Raw genomic sequence first — 22,036 nt, 5'->3', positions numbered from 1 at the left:
AAACGCCACATAGCCCCCTCCGGCCCCGACTGAAGACAAGAGATGCCGCCAGCGCAAGGCTGGGGCAGCGCGCTGTTCATGCCAGCCAGGTGCTGTGTGCCCTCCCCTACAACACCTATGGCTCACCTCCATTTTTCCGACACCCCTGCTTTTCGCCTGAGCAGCGCCGCCGCTGCCGTTGCCGCAGCCCTTGGCGTGCTCGCCAGCCCCGTCCATGCACAGACGACCAGCGCCACCGCAGCCGCTGCCGAAGCCGCCCTGGACTCGGTCACCGTCACCGGCAACTGGCTGGACGGCGACATGTCCAGTGCCGAAAAGGTGCTGGAGCATCCGGGTGCCCGCACCATCGTCGAGCGCGAGCGCATACAGGAAAGCGGCGCTGCCACCTTGCGCGAAGCGCTGCGCCTGGTGCCCGGTGTGCAGGTTCAGGACAGCAACGGCACGGGCGGCAGCGATATCTCGCTGAACCTGAGCGTGCGCGGTCTGACCGCGCGCCTGTCGCCACGCTCCTATGTGCTGCAGGATGGCGTGCCCGTCTCCTACGCTCCCTACGGTCAGCCCCAGCTGTCGCTGGCGCCCGTGGCGCTGGGCAATCTGGACTCCATCGACGTGGTGCGCGGCGCAGGCTCCGTGCGCTACGGCCCGCAGAACGTGGGCGGCATCATCAACTTCACGACGCGCGCCATTCCCAAGACCTTTGCGGCCGAAGCCTCCATCGGCACCGAGATCTACAGCCACGGCGGCAATGTGAAGACCACGCCCAGCTTCTTTGTGGGCGGCACCAACGAGTCGGGCCTGGGCCTGGCCGTGCTGTATTCGGGCACGCACGGCAAGGGCTGGCGCAGCAGCAACGACAAGACCGACATCGACGATCTGCTGCTCAAGGGCAGCTACAAGCTCAGCAACAACAGCAGCATCTCCGCTTCGCTGCACCACTTCGAGGGCAAGGGCCAGATGCCCGGCGGCCTGACCACGGCCCAGTACGCAGCCGATCCGTTCCAGAGCACGCGCAGCTATGACCAGTTCACGGGCCGCCGCACCGATGGCTCGCTCAAGTACAGCTACAAGGACGGGCGCAACAACTTCGAAGTGCTCAGCTACTACGTGGACTCCTTTCGCGGCAGCTATATCGAACGCGACGCCACCGGCGCCAATGCCGGCAAGCGCAGCCTCACGGCCGCACCGCGCGACTACAGCTACTACGGCGTGGAGCCACGCTACTCGCGCATTTTCGAGACCGGCTCCGTGGTGCAGGAAGTCAGCGTTGGCTATCGCTACCTGAAGGAAAAGAGCTCCGAAACGTCGCTGGCCACTTCCGGCTTCTATGTGCCCGGCCAGGTCGATGCCATGGCCCTGCCGCTGAACACCACCCAGACCAGCCAGGGCGGCACCACGGCCAATGCCTTCTATATCGACAACCGCATCGATGTGGGCAACTGGACCATCACGCCCGGCGTGCGCTACGAGCGCATCCGCTCCTTCAACAATGTGGTGGACTACAAGGGCGCGAGCGCAGCGGCCATCCACCCGACGGCGGCCGCCAACGAACTGCTGCCCACGCTGTCGGTGCTCTACCGCGTCGACAGCCACTGGTCGGTGTTCGCCAATGCCGGCAAGTCCTTCGGGCCCCAGCAGTACGCGCAGCTGGCCCAGTCGTCCAACAACCAGCTCTATCCCGAATCGGCCAAGACCTATGAGCTGGGCACGCACTACAAGAGCGACACCTGGAACGGCGAGCTGACGCTGTTCAACATCGACTTCAACAAGGAGCTGTTCCTGGACCGCCCGGGCGACGGCACCGGCAACGGCATCTGGACCGATCTGGGTGCCACGCGCCACCGTGGTCTGGAATCGGCGCTGCGCTATGACTTCGGCAAGAACTACCCGGCACTCAAGGGCCTGTCGCTGGGCGTGAGCTATACCTTCACCCAGGCCACCAGCCAGGCCGGCCCCTTCGCGGGCCGCGACCTGCCGCTTTATTCGCGCCATACGGCCGGCCTGTCGGCACGTTATGCGATGGAGCGCTGGACCTTCAATGCCGATCTGAACGCCCAGTCCAGGCAACGCTCGCCCGGCACGCCCGGCACCAGCGCCAAGCCCAACTCCTACATCACGCAGGAAGATGCCAACGGCAATCTGGGCGACATCCCCGGCTTTGCCATCCTGGGCCTGCGCACCAGCTACCAGGCGGGCAAGGAGCTGAACAATCTGCGCCTGACCGTGGGCATGAAGAACGTGCTTGACCGCCGCTACTTCACCCGCTCCACCGACAACAACGGCGGTGGCAAATACGTGGGCATGCCACGCACCCTGTACGTTCAGGCCACCCTGCCGTTCTAAGCGGCGGCCCCGCGAGTCCACCCTCAAGGCCGCTCTCTTGGGGCATCACACCATCACGCGCAATGACTTCGCTCCGTTCTCTGTGGCTACGGCTGCATCGCTGGTTCGCCCTGGGCCTGGGCTGGATCCTGATCCTGGCCGGGCTCACCGGCACCCTGCTCATCATCGGCCAGCCGCTGGACCGCATGGCACACCCCGAGCTGTTCCAGGCCCGCACTACGAATGCCCAGCAGGCCCAGCAGGGCGCAGCACTGGCACCGATACTGGCAAGAGCCCATGAGGAATTCGGCAGCAAAGCCACTTTGCGCTTCCGGCTGCCTCAGCAGCGGCAGGACAGCCTGTGGCTGCGCGTTCAGGCGACGGACTGGCGCGGCACCATCTACCTGGACCCTGTGACCGGACAGGAGCAGGGCCGGCGCGGCGAGACCGAGGGCTTTGTCAACACGCTGTTCAAGCTGCACAGCACCTTGCTGCTCGACGCCAATGGCAAGGCCATACTGGCCTGGACCACGCTGGCCTATGTGCTGCTGCTGCTGACGGGCGTCATTCTCTGGTGGCCCAAGCGCTGGCCGGGCAACTGGCGCATAGAGCTCAACAAATCCCTGGTGCGCGCCCTGTTCGACATGCACCGCATCGGCGGCGTGATCATGGGCCTGCTGATTGCGGTCTCGGTCGTCACCGGTGCCTATATGGCATGGCGGCCGCTGGGCGACTGGCTCAATGTGCTCGCCAGCAGCACGGCAGTCAAGCCGCCCAAGCTGCCCGCACTGGCTGAGGAAGGCGCCGCCCAACCGCTGCCCGCCGATGTGGACGCCATGCTGGCCGCAGCCCGCGCGGCCATGCCCGATGCCCAGGCCAGCTTCGTGCAGCTGCCGCCCAATGCCAAACAGGCCGTACGCATCCGCTTTCGCGCCCCCGGCGAGCCGCACCCCAACGGCATCAGCTCGGTATGGCTGGACCCGCGCAACGGGGCGGTGCTGGACGTCAGGCGCTGGAATGAGCTCGACCCCGGCGCTGCGGCGGTGGCCGTGGCCTATCCGCTGCACACGGGCGAGCTCGGTGGCGTGCTGATGGAAATCCTGGCCGGTCTCAACGGTCTGGTGCTGGGCGGCTTGGGCATCAGCGGAATCTGGCTCTGGTGGCACCGCCGCAAGGCCAGAAAGCTTGCGAAGCCCTGAGAGCGCGGACCGGAGCCCGGCCCTTGCTCCACGTTGCAGGCTAGGATACCCCTGTTCAGGGCCGGGCCTGCTTTTATCACAGCCTCTGCGGCCTCTGCATCTGGACTTCCACCGATAAGCAGACAAGGAGCTGAAGATGGCTATGAATCCCGTTGGCTGGTTCGAGATCTACGTGCAGGACATGTCGCGCGCCAGGAGCTTCTACGAAGCCGTGCTGGGCTGTCAGCTGCAAGCGCTGGCCATGCCGGAAGGCGGCGAGCACCCTGATATGGAAATGTGGACCTTCCCCGGACAGCCGGATCACGCCGGCGCCACCGGGGCGCTGGTCCGCATGCCGGAATGCCCCTCTGGCGGCGGCGGCACGCTGGTCTATTTCGTCTGTGAAGACTGCGCCGAGCAGGCCGCCCGCGTCGCACGCAACGGCGGCAGCCTGCACCGCGACAAAGTCTCCATAGGCCCTTATGGCTTTATTGCCCTGGCCATCGACACCGAAGGCAATATGTTTGGCCTGCACTCGATGAAATAGGGCTCGCACCAGTCCACGAAAAAGGCCTGCCTCCAAGGAGCGCAGGCCTTTTTGTCTGGCAAGCGGGCGCAATCAGGCCAGCAGCTGCCTCAGCACATAGGGCAGGATGCCGCCATGGCGGTAGTAGTCCACCTCGATGGGTGTATCGATGCGCAGCTTCACGGTCACGGTTTTCTTGCTGCCGTCGGGCCTGGTGATCACCAGCTGGGCATCGCTTTGCGGCGCAAGGTCAGCGGCAGGGATCACATCGACGAACTCCTCGCCCGTCAGGCCCAGGCTTTGCCAGCTGTCATTGCCCTTGAACTGCAGCGGCAACACGCCCATGCCCACCAGATTGGAGCGGTGAATGCGCTCGAAGCTGCGCGCCACCACGGCCTTGATGCCCAGCAGCTGTGTGCCCTTGGCCGCCCAGTCGCGGCTCGATCCCGTGCCGTACTCCTCGCCGGCCAGCACCACGGTGGCTCGGCCCGCTGCCTGGTACTTCATGGCCGCGTCGTAAATGGCCATTTTCTCGGCTTTGCCATTGTCGTCACGGTACAGCGTGATGCCGCCCTCCTCGCGCGAGCCGTCAGCTGCGGCGGGAATCATGAGATTCTTGATACGCACATTGGCAAAGGTGCCGCGCATCATCACCTCGTGGTTGCCCCGGCGCGAGCCATAGCTGTTGAAGTCGGCTTTTTGCACTCCATGCTCAAGCAGCCACTTGCCGGCCGGCGAAGACTCCTTGATGGAGCCGGCGGGCGAGATATGGTCGGTGGTGATGGAGTCTCCGAACAAGGCCATGATGCGGGCACCATGCACCGCGCTTGGGTTGGATGCCTTGTCTGTCGTGGCGGACGGCGCTTTCAGCTCCAGAGCAAAGTCTGCAAAGAACGGCGGCTCGGCGATATAGGTGCTCTCGGGCCAGGTGTAGGTGGAGCCCGTCACGCCCTGGATCTTTTCCCAGAGCTTGCCCGGCTCGCTCGCCACCTGCTCGTAATTGCTGCGGAAAGCCTTGCCATTCATGGCGAACTTGAGCAGCTCCTGGATCTCCTCGCTGCTGGGCCAGATATCGCCCAGATACACGTCCTTGCCGCCCTTGCCCTTGCCCACCGGCTCGGTCATCAGGTCCTTGCGCACCGTCCCGGCGATCGCATAGGCCACCACCAGCGGAGGGCTGGCCAGGAAGTTGGCCTTGATGTTGGGGTGAATGCGGGCTTCGAAATTGCGGTTGCCTGACAGAACGGCCGCGCAGACCAGCTCATTGCGGGTGATGACATCGTTGAGCTCGGGCGTCAGGTCGCCGGCATTGCCGATGCAGGTGGTGCAGCCATAGCCGGCCAGCGCAAAGCCCAGCTTCTCCAGATAGGGCAGCAAGCCCGCCTCGGTCAGATAACGGGTCACCAGGCGAGAGCCCGGCGCCAGCGAAGTCTTGATATGCGGCTGAACCTTGAGTCCCGCCTGCACCGCCTTCTTGGCCAGCAGGCCCGCCGCCAGCATGACGCTGGGGTTGGAGGTGTTGGTGCAGCTCGTGATGGCGGCAATCAGCACATCGCCATTGCCGACATGCAGCACCGGCTCGTTGATCCCCGGCAGATCGCATACGGACGTGGCCATCGCATCGTCGTGAGCGGTTTCCAAGGTGGGCCGGTTGCCGACCATTTCCACCACTGCCCGCTCCGCTCCTGCCTTGGGCGGCGGTGCATCGGTCGCCTGCTCACCTTCGCCGCAACCCACGCGATAGCGCTGATCGAGCTTGTGTGCCGGCTGATTGAAGCCGTTGACCGCTGCCGATGCCGTGAACAGCTCGGTGAACTTGCGCGCCACATCGCCGATTTCGATACGGTCCTGCGGACGCTTGGGGCCGGCCAGACTCGGGGCCACGGCACCGAGATCGAGCTTGACCACTTGCGAGTAATCGATATCGCCCGCCTTGGGCACGCCAAACAGCTGCTGCGCCTTGAAATAGGCTTCGAAAGCCTGGATCTCGCTCTTGGTGCGTCCGGTGCCCTTGAAGTACTCGATGGTTTTCTCATCGACAGGGAAGAAACCCATGGTTGCCCCATATTCAGGAGCCATATTGCCGATGGTGGCACGATCCGGCAGGGACAGGCTGCGCGTGCCTTCGCCAAAGAACTCGACGAACTTTCCGACCACTTTTTCCTTGCGCAGCAGCTCCGTGACGGTGAGCACCAGATCGGTGGCGGTCACCCCCTCGCGCAACTGGCCGGTCAGCTCGAAGCCCACCACATCAGGCGTGAGGAAGTACACGGGCTGGCCCAGCATGGCCGCCTCGGCCTCGATGCCGCCCACACCCCAGGCCACCACGCCTATGCCGTTGATCATGGTGGTGTGGCTGTCGGTGCCGACCAGGGTGTCGGGGTAGTACACCGCATCCCCCTTGCCGTTCCTGGCCTTGTGCACGCCGCGCGCCAGATATTCCAGATTGACCTGGTGCACGATGCCGAAGCCCGGCGGCACGACACCGAACGTGTCGAAGGCCTGCATGCCCCATTTCATGAACTGGTAGCGCTCCTGGTTGCGCTGGAACTCCAGCTTCATGTTCAGGTCCAGCGCCTTCTTGGTGCCGAAGTAGTCGACCATGATGGAGTGATCCACCACCAGATCCACGGGCACCAGCGGCTCGATGGACTTGGGCTTCTTGCCCAGCTTGGCAGCCGTGCTGCGCATGGCGGCCAGGTCGGCCAGCAAGGGCACGCCGGTGAAGTCCTGCAGCACCACGCGCGCGACGACAAACGGAATCTCGTCGACACGCTCGGCCTTGGGTTGCCAGCGCGCCAGCTGCGCCACATGCTCCTCGGTGATCTTGTTGCCATCGCAGTTGCGCAGCACCGATTCGAGCACGATACGGATCGAGACCGGCAGGCGCTTGATCTCCGGGAACTGCTTGGCCAGGGCCGGCAAGGAATAGAACTTGCCCTTCTTGCCTTCGGCCAGTTCAAAGGACTTCAGGGTTTTGGCAAAAGCATGCGACATCGTGAGACTCTCCATGGACAGAACACAGGGAAAACGCTTTTGCATTCCATTGTGCACACAACTCCCGGGAAAAGGGTGGGACAGGGCCCCGGCAACGCAAACCGGCTCACAGGGGCGCAAAAAAAGAAAGCCCGCGCTGGGCGGGCTGGAGGTACGGTGAAGCAGGTTCAGGCTCAGGTGCCGGCGTCCGGCAGAAACTCCTGTCCTTCGCTCAAGGGCGCAAGGCGGTAGCTGGCCGGCGTGCGGCTGAGCTTGACCGGAGCGCCCAGCCCCTGGTATTGGCCCATGGTCACCACCATCTCGCGGTGCACGGTATGCGGATGCTCGAGCGCCTGAGCTACATCGAGCACCGGCGCTGCTGGCACGCCGATGGCCATCAACTCATCGGCAAGCTGCACGCCGTCGAGCGGCGCAAACGCCTGCTGCAGCAAGGGCTTGAGCTGGTCACGATGGACGGAACGCTGGCCTGCGGTGGCAAAGCGCTCATCCTGCGCCAGCCCCGCCTGCCCGATATGGTTGCACAGCAACCGGAACTGCCGGTCGTTGCCCACGGCCAAAAAGATGGGGGCACCGCCCGTGCTGATCACGTCATAGGGATAGATATTGGGATGGGCATTGCCCGAGCGCTGCGGCACCTTGCGCCCCATGAACCAGTTGGCCGCATGAGGATGGAGCAGCGACAGCCCGGAGTCATAGAGCGAGGCGTCCACCAGTTGACCCTGTCCGCTGCGCCCCCGCTCGTGCAGGGCCAGCAACACGCCGATGGTGGCGTTCAGCCCCGTCACCATGTCCACCACCGGCAGTCCCACGCGCAACGGGTCGCCGTCGGCCTCGCCGTTGATGCTCATGATGCCGGCCATGGCCTGGATCGCGGCGTCATACCCGGGCAGGCTTCCCAGGGGGCCGTCGGCACCAAAGCCCGTGACGCGGCACCAGATCAGATGCGGCAGCTCTTCTCGCATCTGCTCATAGCCTATGCCCCATTTCTCCATGGTGCCGACCTTGAAGTTCTCCACCACCACATCGGCCTGGGCCATCAGCTCGCGCACGCGCTGCTGGCCTTCTGGCACGGACAGGTCGAGATACTGGAGGCGCTTGTTGCGGTTCAAGCCAAAGTAGTAGGAGGCCACACCGTCGCGAAACGGAGGCCCCCAGGTGCGGGTGTCGTCGCCCTGTGGCGGCTCCACCTTGAGCACATCGGCGCCATGGTCGCCCAGTATCTGGCCACAGAACGGGCCGCCCAGAATGCGTGACAGATCAAGCACCTTGACGCCCTGCAGGGCTCCGGCGCCAGCCGCGGCTGGATTGTGCATGTTTCACTTTCAGACAGAATGCGGGCCCATGGCCCGCGTGTTGATCAACGATTGCGTAGGCTTGCGCCGCCAGTCGCGGCAGCTCACGCCTCAGGCCAGAGGCTTTCGGCCCACGCCGTGCACCAGCGCACTCAGGCGCTGATGGATGGCATGGAAGCTCTGGTCCGCCTCTACCTGCGATGCAACGGGCTCGCGAAGGTGCTTGCCCTCCAGCTCCAGCTTGGCGCGGATTTCCGGATTCACCAGCGCCTGCCCTACGGCGCTGCGCAGCGCGGCCACGCGGTCGGCGGGTGTGCCTTTTTTCACGAAGTAGCCCGCACTGACCGTGTATTCGAAGTCGGGGCTGAGGCGGCTTTGCGATATCAGCGGCACATGGGCCAGTTCCTTGGGCAAGGCCTTGGAAAAGCTGGTCAGTATCTTCAGCCGTCCCTGCTTGGCCATACCTTCGAAGCTGGCCTGATAAGGCAGGATGGCGAAGTCCACCTGCCCGCCTGCCAGGTCCTGCAGGGCCGGCGCGCTGCCCTTGTAGGGCACATGCAAAAACGGCAGCTTCAGTCTGGCTGCCAACGCATCGCCCATCAGGTTGTACATGGAGTCCACGCCCACCGAGCCATAGGTCAGCGGGCCGCTTTTGCTGGCGCGTGCATATTCGATGAACTCGTCATAGCTTTCGACAGGCAGCCTGCTCTTGACCATGAGCACGATGGGCGACTCCGTCGTGGGAGCCGCCAGCGTGAAATCGCCCGGCTTGTAGCGCGCTGCCGTATTGAGCATGGGCGCCAGGAAGATCTCGTTGGCCGAGCCATGGAAGAACATATAGCCGTCTGCAGGCGCGTTGAGCACCTTGGCTGCGGCAATCAGGCCCGTGCCGCCGCCCAGGTTCTCCACCACCACCTGCTGCCTGATGCTGCGGCCTATGGAGTCGGCAAAGATGCGCGCCGCCACATCGCTGGCCCCGCCAGCGGGAAAAGGCACCATGAGAATCAGTGGCTTGGCCGGAAAGCTCTCGGCCGCGCGGGCCCCGCCCGCACCGGCGGCCAAGGCGGCCGCATGCCACAGTGTGTGCCGCACAAAGCCGCGGCGGTTCCATGTACCCATCTCCTGTCTCCCTCTTCGATATGCGGCCGCTCAGGCCAGGTAGCTTTGCACCAGTTGCGTCCAGAAGGCAGCGCCTATGTGCAAGGCCTTGTCGTTGAAGTCATACAGCGGGTTGTGCACCATGCAGCCTCCGTCCTCGCCCACGCCGTTGCCCAGCCGGATATAGGCACCGGGGCGCTTTTGCAGCATGTAGGCAAAGTCTTCGCTGCCCATGGTCGGCGTACGCTCGCCCACCTTGTCCTCGCCCAGCAGGCGTATGGCCACCTGCCGCGCGTATTCGGTCTGGTCTGCGCAATTCACGAGCACCGGGTACTTGTGCACGTAGTCGATGTCGCAGCTGAGCTGATAGCTCTCGGCCTGGGCCTGCACAAAGGCCTTGATGCGCGTCTCCACCCAGCTGCGCACGTCCGGGTTCAGGGCGCGCACGCCGATCTTGAGCACGGCGCTCTCGGGCACGATGTTGAAGACCTCGCCGGCCTGGATGGAGCCCACTGTGATCACGGCCGCCTGCTGGGCATCGATCTCGCGCGTGATGATGGACTGCAGGCCCAGCACGATGCTGGCCGCGCACTGCATGCTGTCTATGCCGTGGTGCGGCATGGCTCCATGGGCGCTGCGCCCGCGCAGCGTAACGGTCACGCGGTCGAACGAGGCCATGGCCGCTCCGGAGCTGATGGCCATCTGGCCCACGGGCAGGCCTGGCGCGTTGTGCAGCGCATAGATCTCGTCGCAGGGAAACAGCTCGAACAGGCCCTCGTCCACCATGCGCATGGCGCCGCCTTCATTCTCCTCGGCAGGCTGGAAGATCAGGTTCAGCGTACCGTCGAAATCGAGCTTTTCGGCGATGTACTTTGCCGCGCACAGCAAGATGGCGGTATGTCCGTCATGGCCGCAGGCGTGCATTTTCCCGGGCAGACGGCTGGCATAGTCCAGGCCTGTTCTTTCATGAATGGGCAAGGCATCCATGTCCGCGCGTATGCCCAGCGACTTGCTGCCCGAGCCTTTCTTGAGCACGCCAACCACGCCGGTCACGCCCAGGCCTCGGTGCACGGCATAGCCCCAGCGAGCCAGGGATGCGGCCACCAAATCGCTGGTGCGCCTCTCTTCGAAGGCCAGTTCGGGATGGGCATGGATGCTGCGGCGCACCTCGACGAACTCGGCAGCGACGCACTGCAGTTGAGCGAGCAGAAGGGAAGTTGAAGATGTCATGGCTATGGATAGGTGAAAGACCCCGGCTCATGCCTTGCATGGACTCTCGGGCGTGGCAGGCAGTGCGACACAGTGTCCTCCTCACGACCGAGGTGAGGAGTTTCGAAAAGTTCTAACACGTCCGACCTTCGATGGCATGCCTGCGCTTGCGCCCAAGCGACAGCGCCATCAGTCAAGCTTCACGCCGGCCTTTTGCACTACCTCGCTCCATTTGTCGAGTTCGCTCTTCACGAAGCCGGCCAGATAGGCGGGCTTGACGTCCACGCCGCGCTCAAGGCCCTGGGCCGCAAAGGCCTTCTTCACATTCTCGGAATCCAGCGCTTTGGCATAGGCCTGATTGAGCAGCTCCACCCGCTCTACCGGCATGCCCTTGGGGCCGACCACGCCGAAGAACACGCTCACGTCATAGCCAGCCAGACCCTGCTCGGCGATCGTGGGGACCAGAGGCAGGGCACTGGAGCGTTTGGACGTGGCCACGCCCAGGGCCTTGACCTTGCCGGCCTTGATATAGGGCATGGCCGTGAGGATGTCGGTGAAAGTCATGTCCACCTGACCGGCCAGCAGGTCGTTGAGTGCCGGCCCCGTACCCCTGTAGGGCACATGCTGCAGCTGGGTGCCAGCCAGGCCGTTGAACAGCACACCCGCCAGATGGGATGAAGCGCCATTGCCCGAAGACGCGAAATTGAGCTTGCCGGGCTTGCTCTTGTCCAGCGCGATCAGCTCCTTGACGTTGCCAACGCCCAAATCCGGCCGAACCACCAGCACATTGGGCAGATAGCCCACGTAGATGATGGGCGTGAAGCTGGTGCGCGGGTCGTAGCTGATGGACTTGTACAGCGGCTTGTTGATGGCCAGCGGACCCGAAGTCCCGAACATCAGCGTATAGCCGTCAGGCTTGGCACGGGCCACGAAGTCCGCTCCGATATTGCCGCCGGCGCCGGCCTTGTTCTCCACGATCACGCTCTGGCCCAGCTCCTTGGTCAGCTCGGTCGCCAGAATGCGCGCCATGGCGTCGGTAGGGCCGCCCGGCGGAAACGGCACGATGAACGTGATGGGGCGTGTCGGGTATTTCTCCTGGGCAAGCGCGGGCAGTGCCGCCGACAGGGCGGCGGATGCCATCAGGCCCAGCGCTGCGCGTCTGGCTTTATGCATGTCTGTCTCCTTGGAAGGGTGTTGCCGATGAACCAGCCAGATCACTGGGGGGTTCCGCCGGCAACGGCCTTGAACTGCTCCATGCGCGTCTTCTCGCGTGCGTAGGCGCTCCTGGCGTACTGCTCGAACTCTTGCGGGCTGCGGTAGTTCAGCGGCTGATTGAGTTGTTCGAGGATCTTGCGCCCCTGCGCCGACTCCAGAGCTGCCTTGAAGGCGTCATGAATGATGCGCAACCGCGCCGGCGCCAAGCCGGCAGGGGCGGCAATCCCATAAGGCGACTCGATCACCGCGTCCACGCCCAGCTCTGTCAAAGTGGGCACCTGGGGGAACTGCGGAACACGGCTGGACGTGAACATTGCCAGATAGCGCAATCGGCCCGACTGGATATGCTGGGAGGCTACGCCGGAGAGCACGCCCGCATCGATGTGACCGCCCAACAGGTCGACGGCCTGCTCCGAGTCACCCTTGTAGGGCACGCGATTGAACTGCAGGCCCGTGGACTGCACCAGCTCGCTGAGCACGATGCTGGGCGTTTGCACCGGGCCGGCCGCACCGACGGAGATCTGGCCGGGACGCCTGCTCGCATCCTCGGCAAACTCCTTCCAGCTCTTCCACGGCGCTTCCCGACGCACAGCCAGCCCGAAGGTGTAGTCGGTCATGCCGATCACATAGCTCAGCTTCAAGGGATCGAAGCTCACCCGGTTCAGATAAGGCTCGCGATAGACGCTGGCAGGCAGCACGGCCAGGGTATAGCCATCAGGCTGAGCCCGCGCCAGCTCCACCGCGCCAAACGTGCCGTTGACGCCTGGCTTGTTCTCTATGACCACCGGTTGCCCCAGCAACTGCGACGCTTGCTGTGCCACCACCCGCAAATGCGCGTCCGTCGGTCCGCCCGCGCCATAAGGCACAATCAGGCGTACCGGCCGAGCCGGATAGGAGTCGCCCTGAGCCTGCGCGGCAAAATGGGATGCCCCCAGCAGCACTGCTCCCGAGGCTGCGACCAGCAGCCTTCGGCGCTCACTTGTGTGATTGCGCATATTTGTCTCCTTGCAGAAATGATCCGAGAGTCGATAGCGCCTTTTTCACGAAGCGCTTCAGCCTTTTCTTCTACTTATCTCAATGCCGCCGGCAATCACTCCAGCCACTGCACCGGCACGGCAGCCGCATCGTCCAGCGGATCACGCGGCAGCACACGGTGCAGCAGCACCAGTTGCGACAGGCGCAGGCGCTCAGCCGAGCCGGTCTGTGCGGCTTCCCAGGCCATGGCGATGGCCGTGGTGCAGTTGTACAGAGCTGTGGCGGCCTGACGGGCCAGCACTTCGCCGCCGTCCTGAGCGGCCCTATCGGCCAGGGTGCTGGCGCGGGCCAATGCATCTTCCAGCGCCTGGCGGTAACCGGGCACCAGGCGGGCGCGGTCGAGCAAGCCATGCAGATACTGCTGCAGCACAGGCAACGAGCCTTCGCGCTTGATGGCGCGGATCACGTCCAACGCCACGATATTGCTTGTACCTTCCCAGATGGAGCCCAGGTGGGCATCGCGCACCAGACGCGGATCGCTCCACTCCTCGATATAGCCGCAGCCGCCGCGCACTTCCATCGCATCGCCAGTGACCTTGCGTGCATCGCGGCAGGCGCGGAACTTGATCAGCGGCGTCAGGATGCGCAGCAGCGCATAGGCATCCGGCTGGCCCGCGTCGGAGCGCATCAGCGTCTGCGCGGTCTGGAACACCATGGTGCGCGCCTGCTCGGCGGGCACGCGCAGCTTGTCGAGCTGGCGCTGCATCAGCGGCATCTGCTCCAGGCGCTTGCCAAAGGCAATGCGTTCATGGGCGATGAATTCGGCCTCGGCCACAGCGCGGCGCATCATGCCGGCGGAGCGCACACCGTTGGACAAACGCGAGTTGTTGACCATGTCGGCCATCTGCACAAAGCCCCGGCCCTGCTCGCCCACGAGATAGGCCACGGCGCCGTCCATGCGGATCTCGCCGCTGGCCATGGACTTGGTGCCCAGCTTGTCCTTGAGACGGATGATGCGCCAGCGGTTGGTGCTGCCATCGTCCAGGCAACGCGGCAGCAGAAACAGCGAGATGCCCTTCATGCCCGGCGAGCCGCCCTCCACACGGGCCAACACCATGGCAAGCTCGGCATCGGGGTTGGAACAGAACCACTTGTCGCCGGTGAGAAGCCAGGAGCCGTCGGCCTGCGGGGCGGCCATAGTCAGCGTGTTGGCGATGTCCGAGCCTGCGGCCTGCTCGGTCATGAACATCGCGCCCTGGGCCTGGCTTTCCCAATCCAGCGAGAGCAGCTGAGGCAAATACTTGTCCACCAGCTCGGGGGCGCCGTACTTCTTGAGCGTGCGCGTCAGCGAATCGGTCATGGACAACGGGCAGCACAGACCGAACTCGGACTGCACGAACAGAAAGGTCAGCGCGTACTTGACGATGGGCGGCATCTTGCCGCTCCAGCCCAGCATGTCGTCCCGGTGCGAGATGGCCTGCAGGCCGAACTCGCCGTAGGCGATGCGCTCAAGCTCTTCATAGGCGGGATGCTTGATGATGCGCTGGCTGTCCTGGCCCGCGCGGTTGCGGTGCTCGAGCGTGGGCGGATTCCTGTCGGCAATGCCGGCCAGCTCGTCGATGCGCCCACCGGCCAGCTCCCCCATGCGCTGCAGATAGGGCTGCAGATGGGCCAGCAGGTCGGCTGGCAGATACAGCGCCAGCAGCGACTGCAACTCAGGATCGGTGGCGTAGAAATTGGCACCGTGTCGATCAGGCACGGGATGTGCTGCGGCGCAGACAGCCTGGGCCAAGGCGTGCATCTGGCTCTTATCGTTGGCGGACATGAACGTCTCCTGCTGAATTCGAATATCCCCTGAAACGCTGCGCGCCCTCTCATCGGAAAGAGGACGACAACCTCGCTACAGGGCTTACCTTGCTTGCCGTCTCTGGTTTGGGCCGTGACGAATTCAGGCGATATGTACCGCACACAAAACCGGCAATGGAGGCAAGGACTGCCACGAATTTCAGCACCCGCATGTATTCACGTCAAATATTATTAAAATCTTTCTCAATACTTTTAAAATATCAAAACACCATGGAACTGAGGCTGCTGCACTACTTTGTCACCCTCGCCGAAGAGCTTCATTTCAGCCGTGCGGCCCAGCGGCTGTCGATCTCCCAGCCCCCGCTGTCCGTGGCCATCAAGCAGCTGGAGCAGGAACTGCAGGCCCAGCTGTTCGAGCGCAGCAGCAAGGGCGTACGGCTGACTGCGGCCGGTGAACATCTGCTGGGCAAGGCGCGCCAGCTATTGGCTCTGAGCCAGCAGGCCGCACAGGAAACGCGCGACGTGGCCCAGGGCACGCGCGGCCATCTGCGCCTGGGTTTCGTGGGATCGAGCCTGTACCGCGGCTTGCCGCAGGCACTGGAGCGGTTCCAGCACGACCACCCCCTGGTGCGCGTGGACATGCTTGAGGCCAACAGCGCGGAGCAAATCCTTGACCTGCAGCAGCTGCGGCTGGACATGGCCCTGGTCCACTCCATACAGCCGCCCGAAGGCATTGCCAGCCGGCTGCTGATGGAAGAGCCATTCGTGGTCTGCCTGCCCGACCGCCACCCGCTGCACGCCAGCGCCGCCATCGATCTGGCCGAACTCAAAAACGAGCGTCTGATCCTGTTCTCCAGCCTGGTCTCGCCCACCTATCACCAGCGCATCTACGAGATGTGCCTGGCCCATGGCTTTGCACCCGAAGTACGCCACGAGGTACGGCACTGGCTGTCGGTGATCTCGCTGGTTTCGCTGGGTCAGGGCGTGGCCCTGGTGCCCCAGGCGCTGACGCGCGTGGGCATGCCGCGCCTGGTGTTTCGTCCGCTCAAAGGCTCACACCCATCTTCGGAGATGCTGGCCATGTGGCGTCTTACGCCGGCCAATCCGCTGGTGCAGGCATTGCTGAGCTGCCTGCAGCAGGCGGTGACAGAACTATGACGCCAAGTCAGGGCCGATCATCGCTGACCGGCAGGCCTGCCCGGATCTACGTCAACGCTTCACTGCCGAATTCTTCGAGCTAGCAACGACCGCCCACAAGGCACTCTCGTCTGAATGGAAACAAGAGGCCAGGACGATTGACACAACGCCGGACAACTCATCCTGCGACCTGGCTAGCGAATGGGAAGCCGGTCACTCGCTTGGCTCGGGGGGGAGCGTAGGTACGGACCTTGGAGGTGCTCAGGCCCAGTCGAACCAGCGACTCGGCAATGGTCACCGCCGCAGCCACTCCATCAACCACTGGTACGCCGGTCAGTTCACGGATCTTGGCATCCAGCTCGGCCATGCCTCCACAGCCGAGGCAGATGACTTCGGCATGGTCTTCACTGACGGCAAGGCCCGCTTGACGAACAATCGCTTCAACCGCGCGCTCGGGTTGAGTCTCCAACTCCAGCACAGCCATGCCGCTGGCGCGAACCGATGCACAGCGTTCGTCAAGACCGGCGAGCTTGAGTCGGTCCTCGATCAATGGCACGGCGCGATCCAGTGTCGTGACCACCGAGTATTTGTGGCCCAGGAACATGGCCACAGTGGCCGCCGCCTCGGTGATGTCCACCACGGGAACGTCCAGCAACTCCTGCAGGCCCTCGCGGCCATGTTCACCGTAGCCGGCTTGAATGACTGCATCAAAGGGCTGTCCATAGCTCATCACTGCATCCATGACACCGACCGCGGCCAGGTAGCTCTCAAAATTTCCCTCGACCGACTCGGCACCAAAGCGCGGGGTCAGCGCGACTATCTCTGTTCCAGGCGCAGCAACTTTCCGAGCTTGCATGCCAATGGCATGGGTCATCGACTCAGTGGTGTTCACGTTCACGATCAGAATGCGCATGATGTTCAACTTTCTTTTTCAGTGTTTGGCGGAGGCTACGGAAATGGCTTCGCCATCCTGGTCTTCGTAGGTGAGCCCCTTCGGTGCAAGCATCCAATAGAACAGGGCACCAAGTCCGGCTGCGATGAACCAGGAGAACTGGGACAGCGATTGCAGCGTCGGCAGGAAGGCAAAGAGCAGCGAGATCAGGGATGAAGGAATCAGGGCCTGAATTGCCTTGGGGTTGATGCCATTGCGGTAGTGATAGGGGCCTTCGGGGTCCTGTGTATAGAGCGCCGGCACGTTCACGCGCTGTTTGCGGATCAGCCAGTAGTCGGCCATCACGATGCCGAACAGCGGCCCCAGAAATGAACCCAGCCCTCCCAGGAAGTAGACGATGACCAGTGGAGAGTTGTAGAGATTCCAGGGCAGGATCATGAAACCGAGAACTGCACTGACAAGAGCTGCTCGGCGGAAGTTCAGATGCCTGGGCATGAGGTTGGCCAACGCCAGGGCCGGAGCCACGAAATTTGCCATCAGGTTCACGGCAATGGTCAGGATCAGCAGTGACAGACTGGCCAGAATCAGCAGTGGCTTGTTGGGAATTTTCTGGACGATGTCGGTCGGGCTTTGAATCAGCGTGCCATCAATGGCAAGTTGTCCCCCCGTCAGAATGACGACGATCAAGCCGAAGATCAGCATATTGATCGGAATACCCCAAAAATTGCCTTTCACCACAGCGCTGCTTGAGGTAGCTGCCCGTGTGAAATCACAGAAGTTCAGCACGAAGGTACCGTAGATAGCGACCCACAGCGAGGCTGCGCCCAGGATCTGCAGCCACATGGCTTTGCCGCTGCTTTCAAAAGGGGCGGACCAGTGCAGAGTCCACTTGGCGCTGTAGAAGATCCAGCCAGCCAGGGCAATGAATGTCAGCAGAATTACAGGTCCGGCAAAGGCCTCGTACTTTCGGATGCTCTCCATGCCCCAGCAGGCAATGAGCACCTGCACAATCCACAAGATGGAAAAGCTAAGCCAGCCCAGCAATGGCAGGCCCAGTACGACTTGCTCTTTGAGCGACTGCAAGCCGGGAAACAGCGTGATCAGCATCACGTCGAGGACTATGGATGCCAGGTAGGTTTGAATGCCGAACCAGGCAATGGCGACTCCGCCACGGATCAATGCAGGAATCTGCGCACCGCGTGTACCAAAGCTGATGCGACTCATCACCGGAAATGGAATCCCTGTACGGGTCCCCATAAAGCCCGAGAGCGACAGCAGCACGAATAGAAATGCCGCCCCCAGCAAAAGCGCCATCAGGATCTGATGCCCTCCCAGCCCAAGTGTAAAAAGACCAATGGCAAACGCGTAGTTGCCGAGGCTGTGTACATCGTTGGCCCAAAGGGTGAACAGGCTGTAGCTCCCCCAGGTACGCCCCTCCTTTGAGGTTGGTGCCAGATCGTGGTTGTACAGCGCCGGAGAAACTCCGGCCGGCAAGCCCTTATCTCGCTTTGGGCTTGCGGTATTGGCCCCCGAGGTTAATGACTCACCATGGGTGTCCAGTACTAGGTTGTTCATATGCCGCCTTCCATCAGGGTGCACCGTGGAGCCCCTTTGCCATGGCCTCATTTCGGCTGAGCAGGCCATGTTTGTCTACCGTTATTAGCGGCTACGGGCGACGCAGGCCTGCAGCCATGTTTTCGCTGCTGAAGAGCTGTGATGCCTATGAAGCGAATCGAATCCGCCCCATGTCCATCTGCTTCAGCAAACTTGATCAGCAATGCTTTGAACACATCGCTGACATGCATGCAATGTATACAAGACATGAATTCAAGATGCTAGTAGGAACCCTGGTTCTATCGGCCAGAGATAGCGGTTCGATGGAGTCCTCAGACGGGCGGACAAACGGTCAATAGCAGGCGCAGCAAGCCCTGGCGTACATTTCTGCACTGGGCGAGGTGCAGGAACCTACACTTTGATCATGGCTGTTTTGCGCAGATATCCATCTATGAACTGCTCCACGATCCGCGCTGAGCAAAGCCAGCTCGCTGTGCGTATCACGGGCCATGGAAAATATTGCCGAGGTCACACACCGCAATGAGTACCAGTAGTCACCGGTCAGCTGTTGCAAAGCGGGCATTCAGCCCGCACCCATCGCAGCAATATCGCTCGCCAATGAGCAATCGGCGCTGGTGCGCCCATGGCGTTGAGATCAGTGGCGATGCCGGGCCGGGCTGTGACCGCGGCAGCCGTCGAGATAGATGGATCGTCCATTCGGCGGGTAATGCGAAGACGGGCGCTTTGTTGCGACCGGCGGCATTGGCAATTCTTGCTGGAAGACCATTCCAGGATGCCGATGGCTATCCATGCGGTTTCATGGCCCTCATGGAAACCGTGACGGCGTCTATCTGCAACGCGGGCCATTCCCAGTCTTGGTCGAGGAACTGGCGTAACGCCGGTGCCATGATCACCATGGACCGAGGCGGCTCCTTGATGAAGGCTGCCGGGCACGATCAGTGAACGCTCAAGTCATCACCGGCACAGATGGCGAGCTCAATCGCTCCCTGCCAGGGGCCAGCGCTTCAAGCTTCCATATCGGCTCGCCGGAGAAAGTGTTGGGAGCTCAAGATCAGCGATGCGGCCGCGCTGCCGAGCGGCTCAACCAGGCTTGATCCCGCCAAGGACTCCCGTCGACTTTCAAACGCCTATTTGGCTGAAGACGAATCTTCAGGAGCCAGAATGGAGCGGAGTCGGTTGCGTGCTCCGCGACGACCGATCAGGCTTTCATCAAGGCGCGATGCCAACGCATCAATGTGAGCAATCATTAATTGTTCAGCCCGCAAATTGTCTCCATCTGCCAGCGCCTCAACAATGGCGGCGTGATCGTCATTGAAGACTCTGGCCTCAGTCTTCGATTGGTACAGATCTGAGATCAGCGTTGTTCGCGCCGAGAGATCGACCATCATGGAAGTCAGGAACCGATTGCCGAGACACTCTGCCAAGCAAATATGAAAGTCGGCCAGCAGCCAGCTGCGGGCTTCTGCGTCCCCACCGGCAATGGCTTTGCGCTCTTCGGCGATGTGCTTGCGCAGGCGTTTCAGTGTTGCCTGCAAGGGTTGACCAGCGTCACGCAGCATGCCCGGCTCAACGACGCGCCTCGCTGCATAGGTTTCCTGAGCCTCCTCAAACGAAGGCTCCGCAACGTACCAGCCAACCCTGGAGCGGACCTCCACAAAACCCCGGGTCTGAAGGTGCATCAATGCCTCGCGGACCAGGGTTCGGCTGACCTGAAATAAGTCCGCAATGTCTTGTTCACCAAGTTTCTCTCCCGGACGGAGCTTGGCTGTCAGGATCGACTCTATGAGACGCTCGGCGATCTTGGTTTTGGTGATGACTGGAGTACTCATTAAATTGATTTTATGCGACCGAGCTGTTACGCAGTTGAGGATCGGAAGAGTCAATACATCGACCATGCCCGCAATGGCAGGTGATAAATATTGCGCTCCAAAGAGCATGTGGCAGCGCTGGCTGAAGGAGGAGCGTAAGTTAAATACGCCTGGCGGGCTATTCATCTTTCTTCTCCTGCGATTGCCTCAAGAAACGCCCGATACGCCTTAAGGGAGAACACCTACTTTTTCCTTAATCAACGTTGTATACAAGCGTTGAGTTCAAGATTTATGATGAAGCAATGGAAACCTCACTCACTTGGTCCATTGCAGAGAGTCTGACCAAAGCAATTGTTGAACATCGACTGATGCCCGGCACCAAGTTGCCGGAACAGAAGCTGGCCAATCATTTTGGTGTTTCCCGCACTCTGGTTCGCCAGGCTTTGTTTCAGGCATCCCAGAACCGGCTGATCAAGCTCGAGCCCACGCGCGGTGCCTTTGTGGCTACGCCCTCGGTTGAAGAAGCGCGCCAGGTCCTGGCTGTGCGTCGCATGCTCGAAGCTGGAATGGTGCGCAATTTTGCCGCCCAGCAGACACCCTCCCGCTTGTTGGCGCTCAAAGCGCATGTGGCTGCCGAGCAGAAGGTCATGGAAGTCAATGACGTGGGCCAGCGCACCGAGCTGCTGTGCAACTTCCACGTGCGCATGGCCGAGCTCATGGGCAACGAGGTGCTGGCGCAGCTGCTGGGCGAGCTGATTTCCCGCTGCGCATTGATCACGCTGATGTACCAGTCTGCATCGGCGGCCGAGCATTCGCACGAAGAACACGCCGACATCGTGACCGCACTGGCTGCGGGCGATGCCGAACATGCGGTGCAGCTGATGCAACTGCACCTCGATCATCTGGAAGAAGGTCTGTCCTTTAACCGTACTTTGCCAACGCACGATCTGTCGATGGCACTTTCATCCGTATCCCTATGACTTACGATTCCACCGCCTCCTATCCGCGCGACCTGATTGGCTACGGCCGCAACACGCCCCATCCCGAATGGCCCGGCAAAGCCCGCGTGGCCGTTCAGTTCGTGCTGAACTACGAAGAAGGCGGTGAGAACCATATCCTGCATGGCGACCCGGGCAGCGAGCAATTCCTGTCGGAGATGTTCAATCCCGCCAGCTACCCGGACCGTCACATGAGCATGGACGGCATCTATGAATACGGCTCGCGCGCCGGCGTGTGGCGCATTCTCAAGGAGTTCGAGAAACGCGCTCTGCCGCTGACCGTGTTCGGCGTGGCCACGGCGCTGCAAAAGCATCGCGAGCTGGCCCAGGCCTTTGACGAGCTCGGTCACGAAGTGGCCTGCCACGGTCTGAAGTGGATTCACTACCAGAACGTGCCCGAGGAGATCGAGCGCGCCCACATGCAGCAATGCGTGGACATCTTTGAACAGCTGTACGGCACGGGCGGCGACCACGGCCTGGGCTGGTACACCGGCCGCGACAGCCCCAACAGCCACCGCCTGGTGGCCGATGCCGGCCGCTTCAGCTACGACAGCGACTACTACGGCGACGACCTGCCCTTCTGGATGAAGGTTGCCAAGAGCGACGGAACAACGCACCAGCAGCTCATCGTTCCCTATACGCTGGACGTGAACGACATGCGCTTTGCCCTGCCCCAGGGTTACTCGCATGCCGATCCGTTCTTCCAGTACATGAAGGACACCTTCGATGTCCTGTATGCCGAAGGCAATGCCAGCGGCGACAACGCCCCCAAGATGATGAGCATCGGCATGCACTGCCGACTGCTGGGCCGCCCCGGCCGGATTACAGCGCTGCAGCGCTTTCTCGACCACATCCAGAAGCACGACAACGTGTGGGTGTGCCGCCGTATTGATTTGGCTCGTCACTGGGCCGAGCGTTTTCCTTTCAAGGAAGCCGTCTCGGCCTGACCTGTACGATCCGAGCCCCCGGAGATTGAGAAAGGCGAGCGGGGCACTCGATTTTTCGAGGCAT

16 protein-coding genes are annotated in these 22,036 nt (G+C 62.4%); 6 read left to right on the top strand and 10 right to left on the bottom strand.

The features are described 5' to 3' along the window. Positions 1–117 precede the first annotated feature (117 nt). The 3 genes from QYQ99_RS20645 (at position 118) to QYQ99_RS20635 (ending at position 4,044) form a co-directional block, all read left to right on the top strand. Positions 118–2,340 (top strand): TonB-dependent receptor family protein, encoded by a 2,223-nt coding sequence (locus QYQ99_RS20645; protein ID WP_302089807.1) that lies wholly within the window; start codon positions 118–120, stop codon positions 2,338–2,340. A gap of 62 nt (positions 2,341–2,402) precedes the next feature. After that, positions 2,403–3,518, top strand: coding sequence for a PepSY-associated TM helix domain-containing protein (locus QYQ99_RS20640; protein WP_302089806.1), 1,116 nt, complete (start codon positions 2,403–2,405; stop codon positions 3,516–3,518). Positions 3,519–3,654: 136 nt separating this feature from the next. Next, a complete protein-coding gene (locus QYQ99_RS20635) occupies positions 3,655–4,044 on the top strand; it encodes a VOC family protein (RefSeq protein ID WP_302089805.1) in 390 nt (129 codons plus the stop codon). 72 nt (positions 4,045–4,116) lie between these two features. Here QYQ99_RS20635 and QYQ99_RS20630 read toward each other — a convergent pair whose 3' ends face one another. From QYQ99_RS20630 to QYQ99_RS20600, 7 genes are all read right to left on the bottom strand, one after another. Then, positions 4,117–7,020, bottom strand: coding sequence for an aconitate hydratase (locus tag QYQ99_RS20630; protein ID WP_302089804.1), 2,904 nt, complete (start codon positions 7,018–7,020; stop codon positions 4,117–4,119). A gap of 173 nt (positions 7,021–7,193) precedes the next feature. Continuing rightward, positions 7,194–8,333, bottom strand: coding sequence for a CaiB/BaiF CoA transferase family protein (locus tag QYQ99_RS20625; protein WP_302089803.1), 1,140 nt, complete (start codon positions 8,331–8,333; stop codon positions 7,194–7,196). A gap of 90 nt (positions 8,334–8,423) precedes the next feature. Continuing rightward, entirely contained in the window at positions 8,424–9,431 is a 1,008-nt protein-coding gene (locus tag QYQ99_RS20620; protein ID WP_302089802.1) for a tripartite tricarboxylate transporter substrate binding protein, read from the bottom strand. A 30-nt stretch (positions 9,432–9,461) separates the two neighbouring features. Then, a complete protein-coding gene (locus tag QYQ99_RS20615) occupies positions 9,462–10,640 on the bottom strand; it encodes a M20 aminoacylase family protein (RefSeq protein WP_302089801.1) in 1,179 nt (392 codons plus the stop codon). Positions 10,641–10,808: 168 nt separating this feature from the next. Continuing rightward, entirely contained in the window at positions 10,809–11,792 is a 984-nt protein-coding gene (locus QYQ99_RS20610; protein WP_302089800.1) for a Bug family tripartite tricarboxylate transporter substrate binding protein, read from the bottom strand. 41 nt (positions 11,793–11,833) lie between these two features. Then, complete coding sequence (locus tag QYQ99_RS20605) at positions 11,834–12,829, bottom strand: tripartite tricarboxylate transporter substrate binding protein (protein ID WP_302089799.1); 996 nt, start codon at positions 12,827–12,829, stop codon at positions 11,834–11,836. 95 nt (positions 12,830–12,924) lie between these two features. Then, positions 12,925–14,634, bottom strand: coding sequence for an acyl-CoA dehydrogenase family protein (locus tag QYQ99_RS20600; RefSeq protein WP_302089798.1), 1,710 nt, complete (start codon positions 14,632–14,634; stop codon positions 12,925–12,927). Between the two features lie 251 nt (positions 14,635–14,885). On the opposite strand from QYQ99_RS20600, the gene QYQ99_RS20595 reads away from it, so the two are divergent. After that, positions 14,886–15,773 (top strand): LysR family transcriptional regulator, encoded by an 888-nt coding sequence (locus tag QYQ99_RS20595; protein WP_302089797.1) that lies wholly within the window; start codon positions 14,886–14,888, stop codon positions 15,771–15,773. 157 nt (positions 15,774–15,930) lie between these two features. On the opposite strand, the gene QYQ99_RS20590 is transcribed toward QYQ99_RS20595, so the two are convergent. The 3 genes from QYQ99_RS20590 to QYQ99_RS20580 form a co-directional block, all read right to left on the bottom strand. Beyond that, on the bottom strand, positions 15,931–16,665 hold the full coding sequence (locus QYQ99_RS20590) for an aspartate/glutamate racemase family protein (RefSeq protein WP_302089796.1): 735 nt from the start codon (positions 16,663–16,665) through the stop codon (positions 15,931–15,933). Positions 16,666–16,683: 18 nt separating this feature from the next. Next, positions 16,684–18,219, bottom strand: a complete 1,536-nt coding sequence (locus QYQ99_RS20585; protein ID WP_053283398.1) for an NCS1 family nucleobase:cation symporter-1 — start codon at positions 18,217–18,219, stop codon at positions 16,684–16,686. Between the two features lie 1,127 nt (positions 18,220–19,346). Then, positions 19,347–20,048, bottom strand: coding sequence for a GntR family transcriptional regulator (locus QYQ99_RS20580; protein ID WP_053283396.1), 702 nt, complete (start codon positions 20,046–20,048; stop codon positions 19,347–19,349). A 281-nt stretch (positions 20,049–20,329) separates the two neighbouring features. Here QYQ99_RS20580 and QYQ99_RS20575 point away from each other — a divergent pair, with 281 nt between their 5' ends. Beyond that, entirely contained in the window at positions 20,330–21,007 is a 678-nt protein-coding gene (locus QYQ99_RS20575; RefSeq protein WP_302089795.1) for a GntR family transcriptional regulator, read from the top strand. Then, complete coding sequence (puuE, locus tag QYQ99_RS20570) at positions 21,004–21,972, top strand: allantoinase PuuE (RefSeq protein WP_302089794.1); 969 nt, start codon at positions 21,004–21,006, stop codon at positions 21,970–21,972. Before QYQ99_RS20575 ends, puuE begins: the two co-directional genes overlap by 4 nt. The last annotated feature ends 64 nt before the right edge of the window (positions 21,973–22,036 follow it).

Origin of the sequence: Comamonas testosteroni, assembly GCF_030505195.1 — a bacterium.
GTDB lineage: Bacteria > Pseudomonadota > Gammaproteobacteria > Burkholderiales > Burkholderiaceae_C > Comamonas > Comamonas testosteroni_G.
Note: the sequence above shows the minus strand (reverse complement) of the source record. Positions and strands in the feature narration are given on the sequence as shown.

Coding starts and splice junctions, on each gene's coding strand:
- QYQ99_RS20645 (WP_302089807.1), top strand. CDS start 118: ATGGCTCACCTCCATTTTTCCGACACCCCTGCTTTTCGCCTGAGCAGC.
- QYQ99_RS20640 (WP_302089806.1), top strand. CDS start 2,403: ATGACTTCGCTCCGTTCTCTGTGGCTACGGCTGCATCGCTGGTTCGCC.
- QYQ99_RS20635 (WP_302089805.1), top strand. CDS start 3,655: ATGGCTATGAATCCCGTTGGCTGGTTCGAGATCTACGTGCAGGACATG.
- QYQ99_RS20630 (WP_302089804.1), bottom strand. CDS start 7,020: ATGTCGCATGCTTTTGCCAAAACCCTGAAGTCCTTTGAACTGGCCGAA.
- QYQ99_RS20625 (WP_302089803.1), bottom strand. CDS start 8,333: ATGCACAATCCAGCCGCGGCTGGCGCCGGAGCCCTGCAGGGCGTCAAG.
- QYQ99_RS20620 (WP_302089802.1), bottom strand. CDS start 9,431: ATGGGTACATGGAACCGCCGCGGCTTTGTGCGGCACACACTGTGGCAT.
- QYQ99_RS20615 (WP_302089801.1), bottom strand. CDS start 10,640: ATGACATCTTCAACTTCCCTTCTGCTCGCTCAACTGCAGTGCGTCGCT.
- QYQ99_RS20610 (WP_302089800.1), bottom strand. CDS start 11,792: ATGCATAAAGCCAGACGCGCAGCGCTGGGCCTGATGGCATCCGCCGCC.
- QYQ99_RS20605 (WP_302089799.1), bottom strand. CDS start 12,829: ATGCGCAATCACACAAGTGAGCGCCGAAGGCTGCTGGTCGCAGCCTCG.
- QYQ99_RS20600 (WP_302089798.1), bottom strand. CDS start 14,634: ATGTCCGCCAACGATAAGAGCCAGATGCACGCCTTGGCCCAGGCTGTC.
- QYQ99_RS20595 (WP_302089797.1), top strand. CDS start 14,886: ATGGAACTGAGGCTGCTGCACTACTTTGTCACCCTCGCCGAAGAGCTT.
- QYQ99_RS20590 (WP_302089796.1), bottom strand. CDS start 16,665: ATGCGCATTCTGATCGTGAACGTGAACACCACTGAGTCGATGACCCAT.
- QYQ99_RS20585 (WP_053283398.1), bottom strand. CDS start 18,219: ATGAACAACCTAGTACTGGACACCCATGGTGAGTCATTAACCTCGGGG.
- QYQ99_RS20580 (WP_053283396.1), bottom strand. CDS start 20,048: ATGAGTACTCCAGTCATCACCAAAACCAAGATCGCCGAGCGTCTCATA.
- QYQ99_RS20575 (WP_302089795.1), top strand. CDS start 20,330: ATGGAAACCTCACTCACTTGGTCCATTGCAGAGAGTCTGACCAAAGCA.
- puuE (WP_302089794.1), top strand. CDS start 21,004: ATGACTTACGATTCCACCGCCTCCTATCCGCGCGACCTGATTGGCTAC.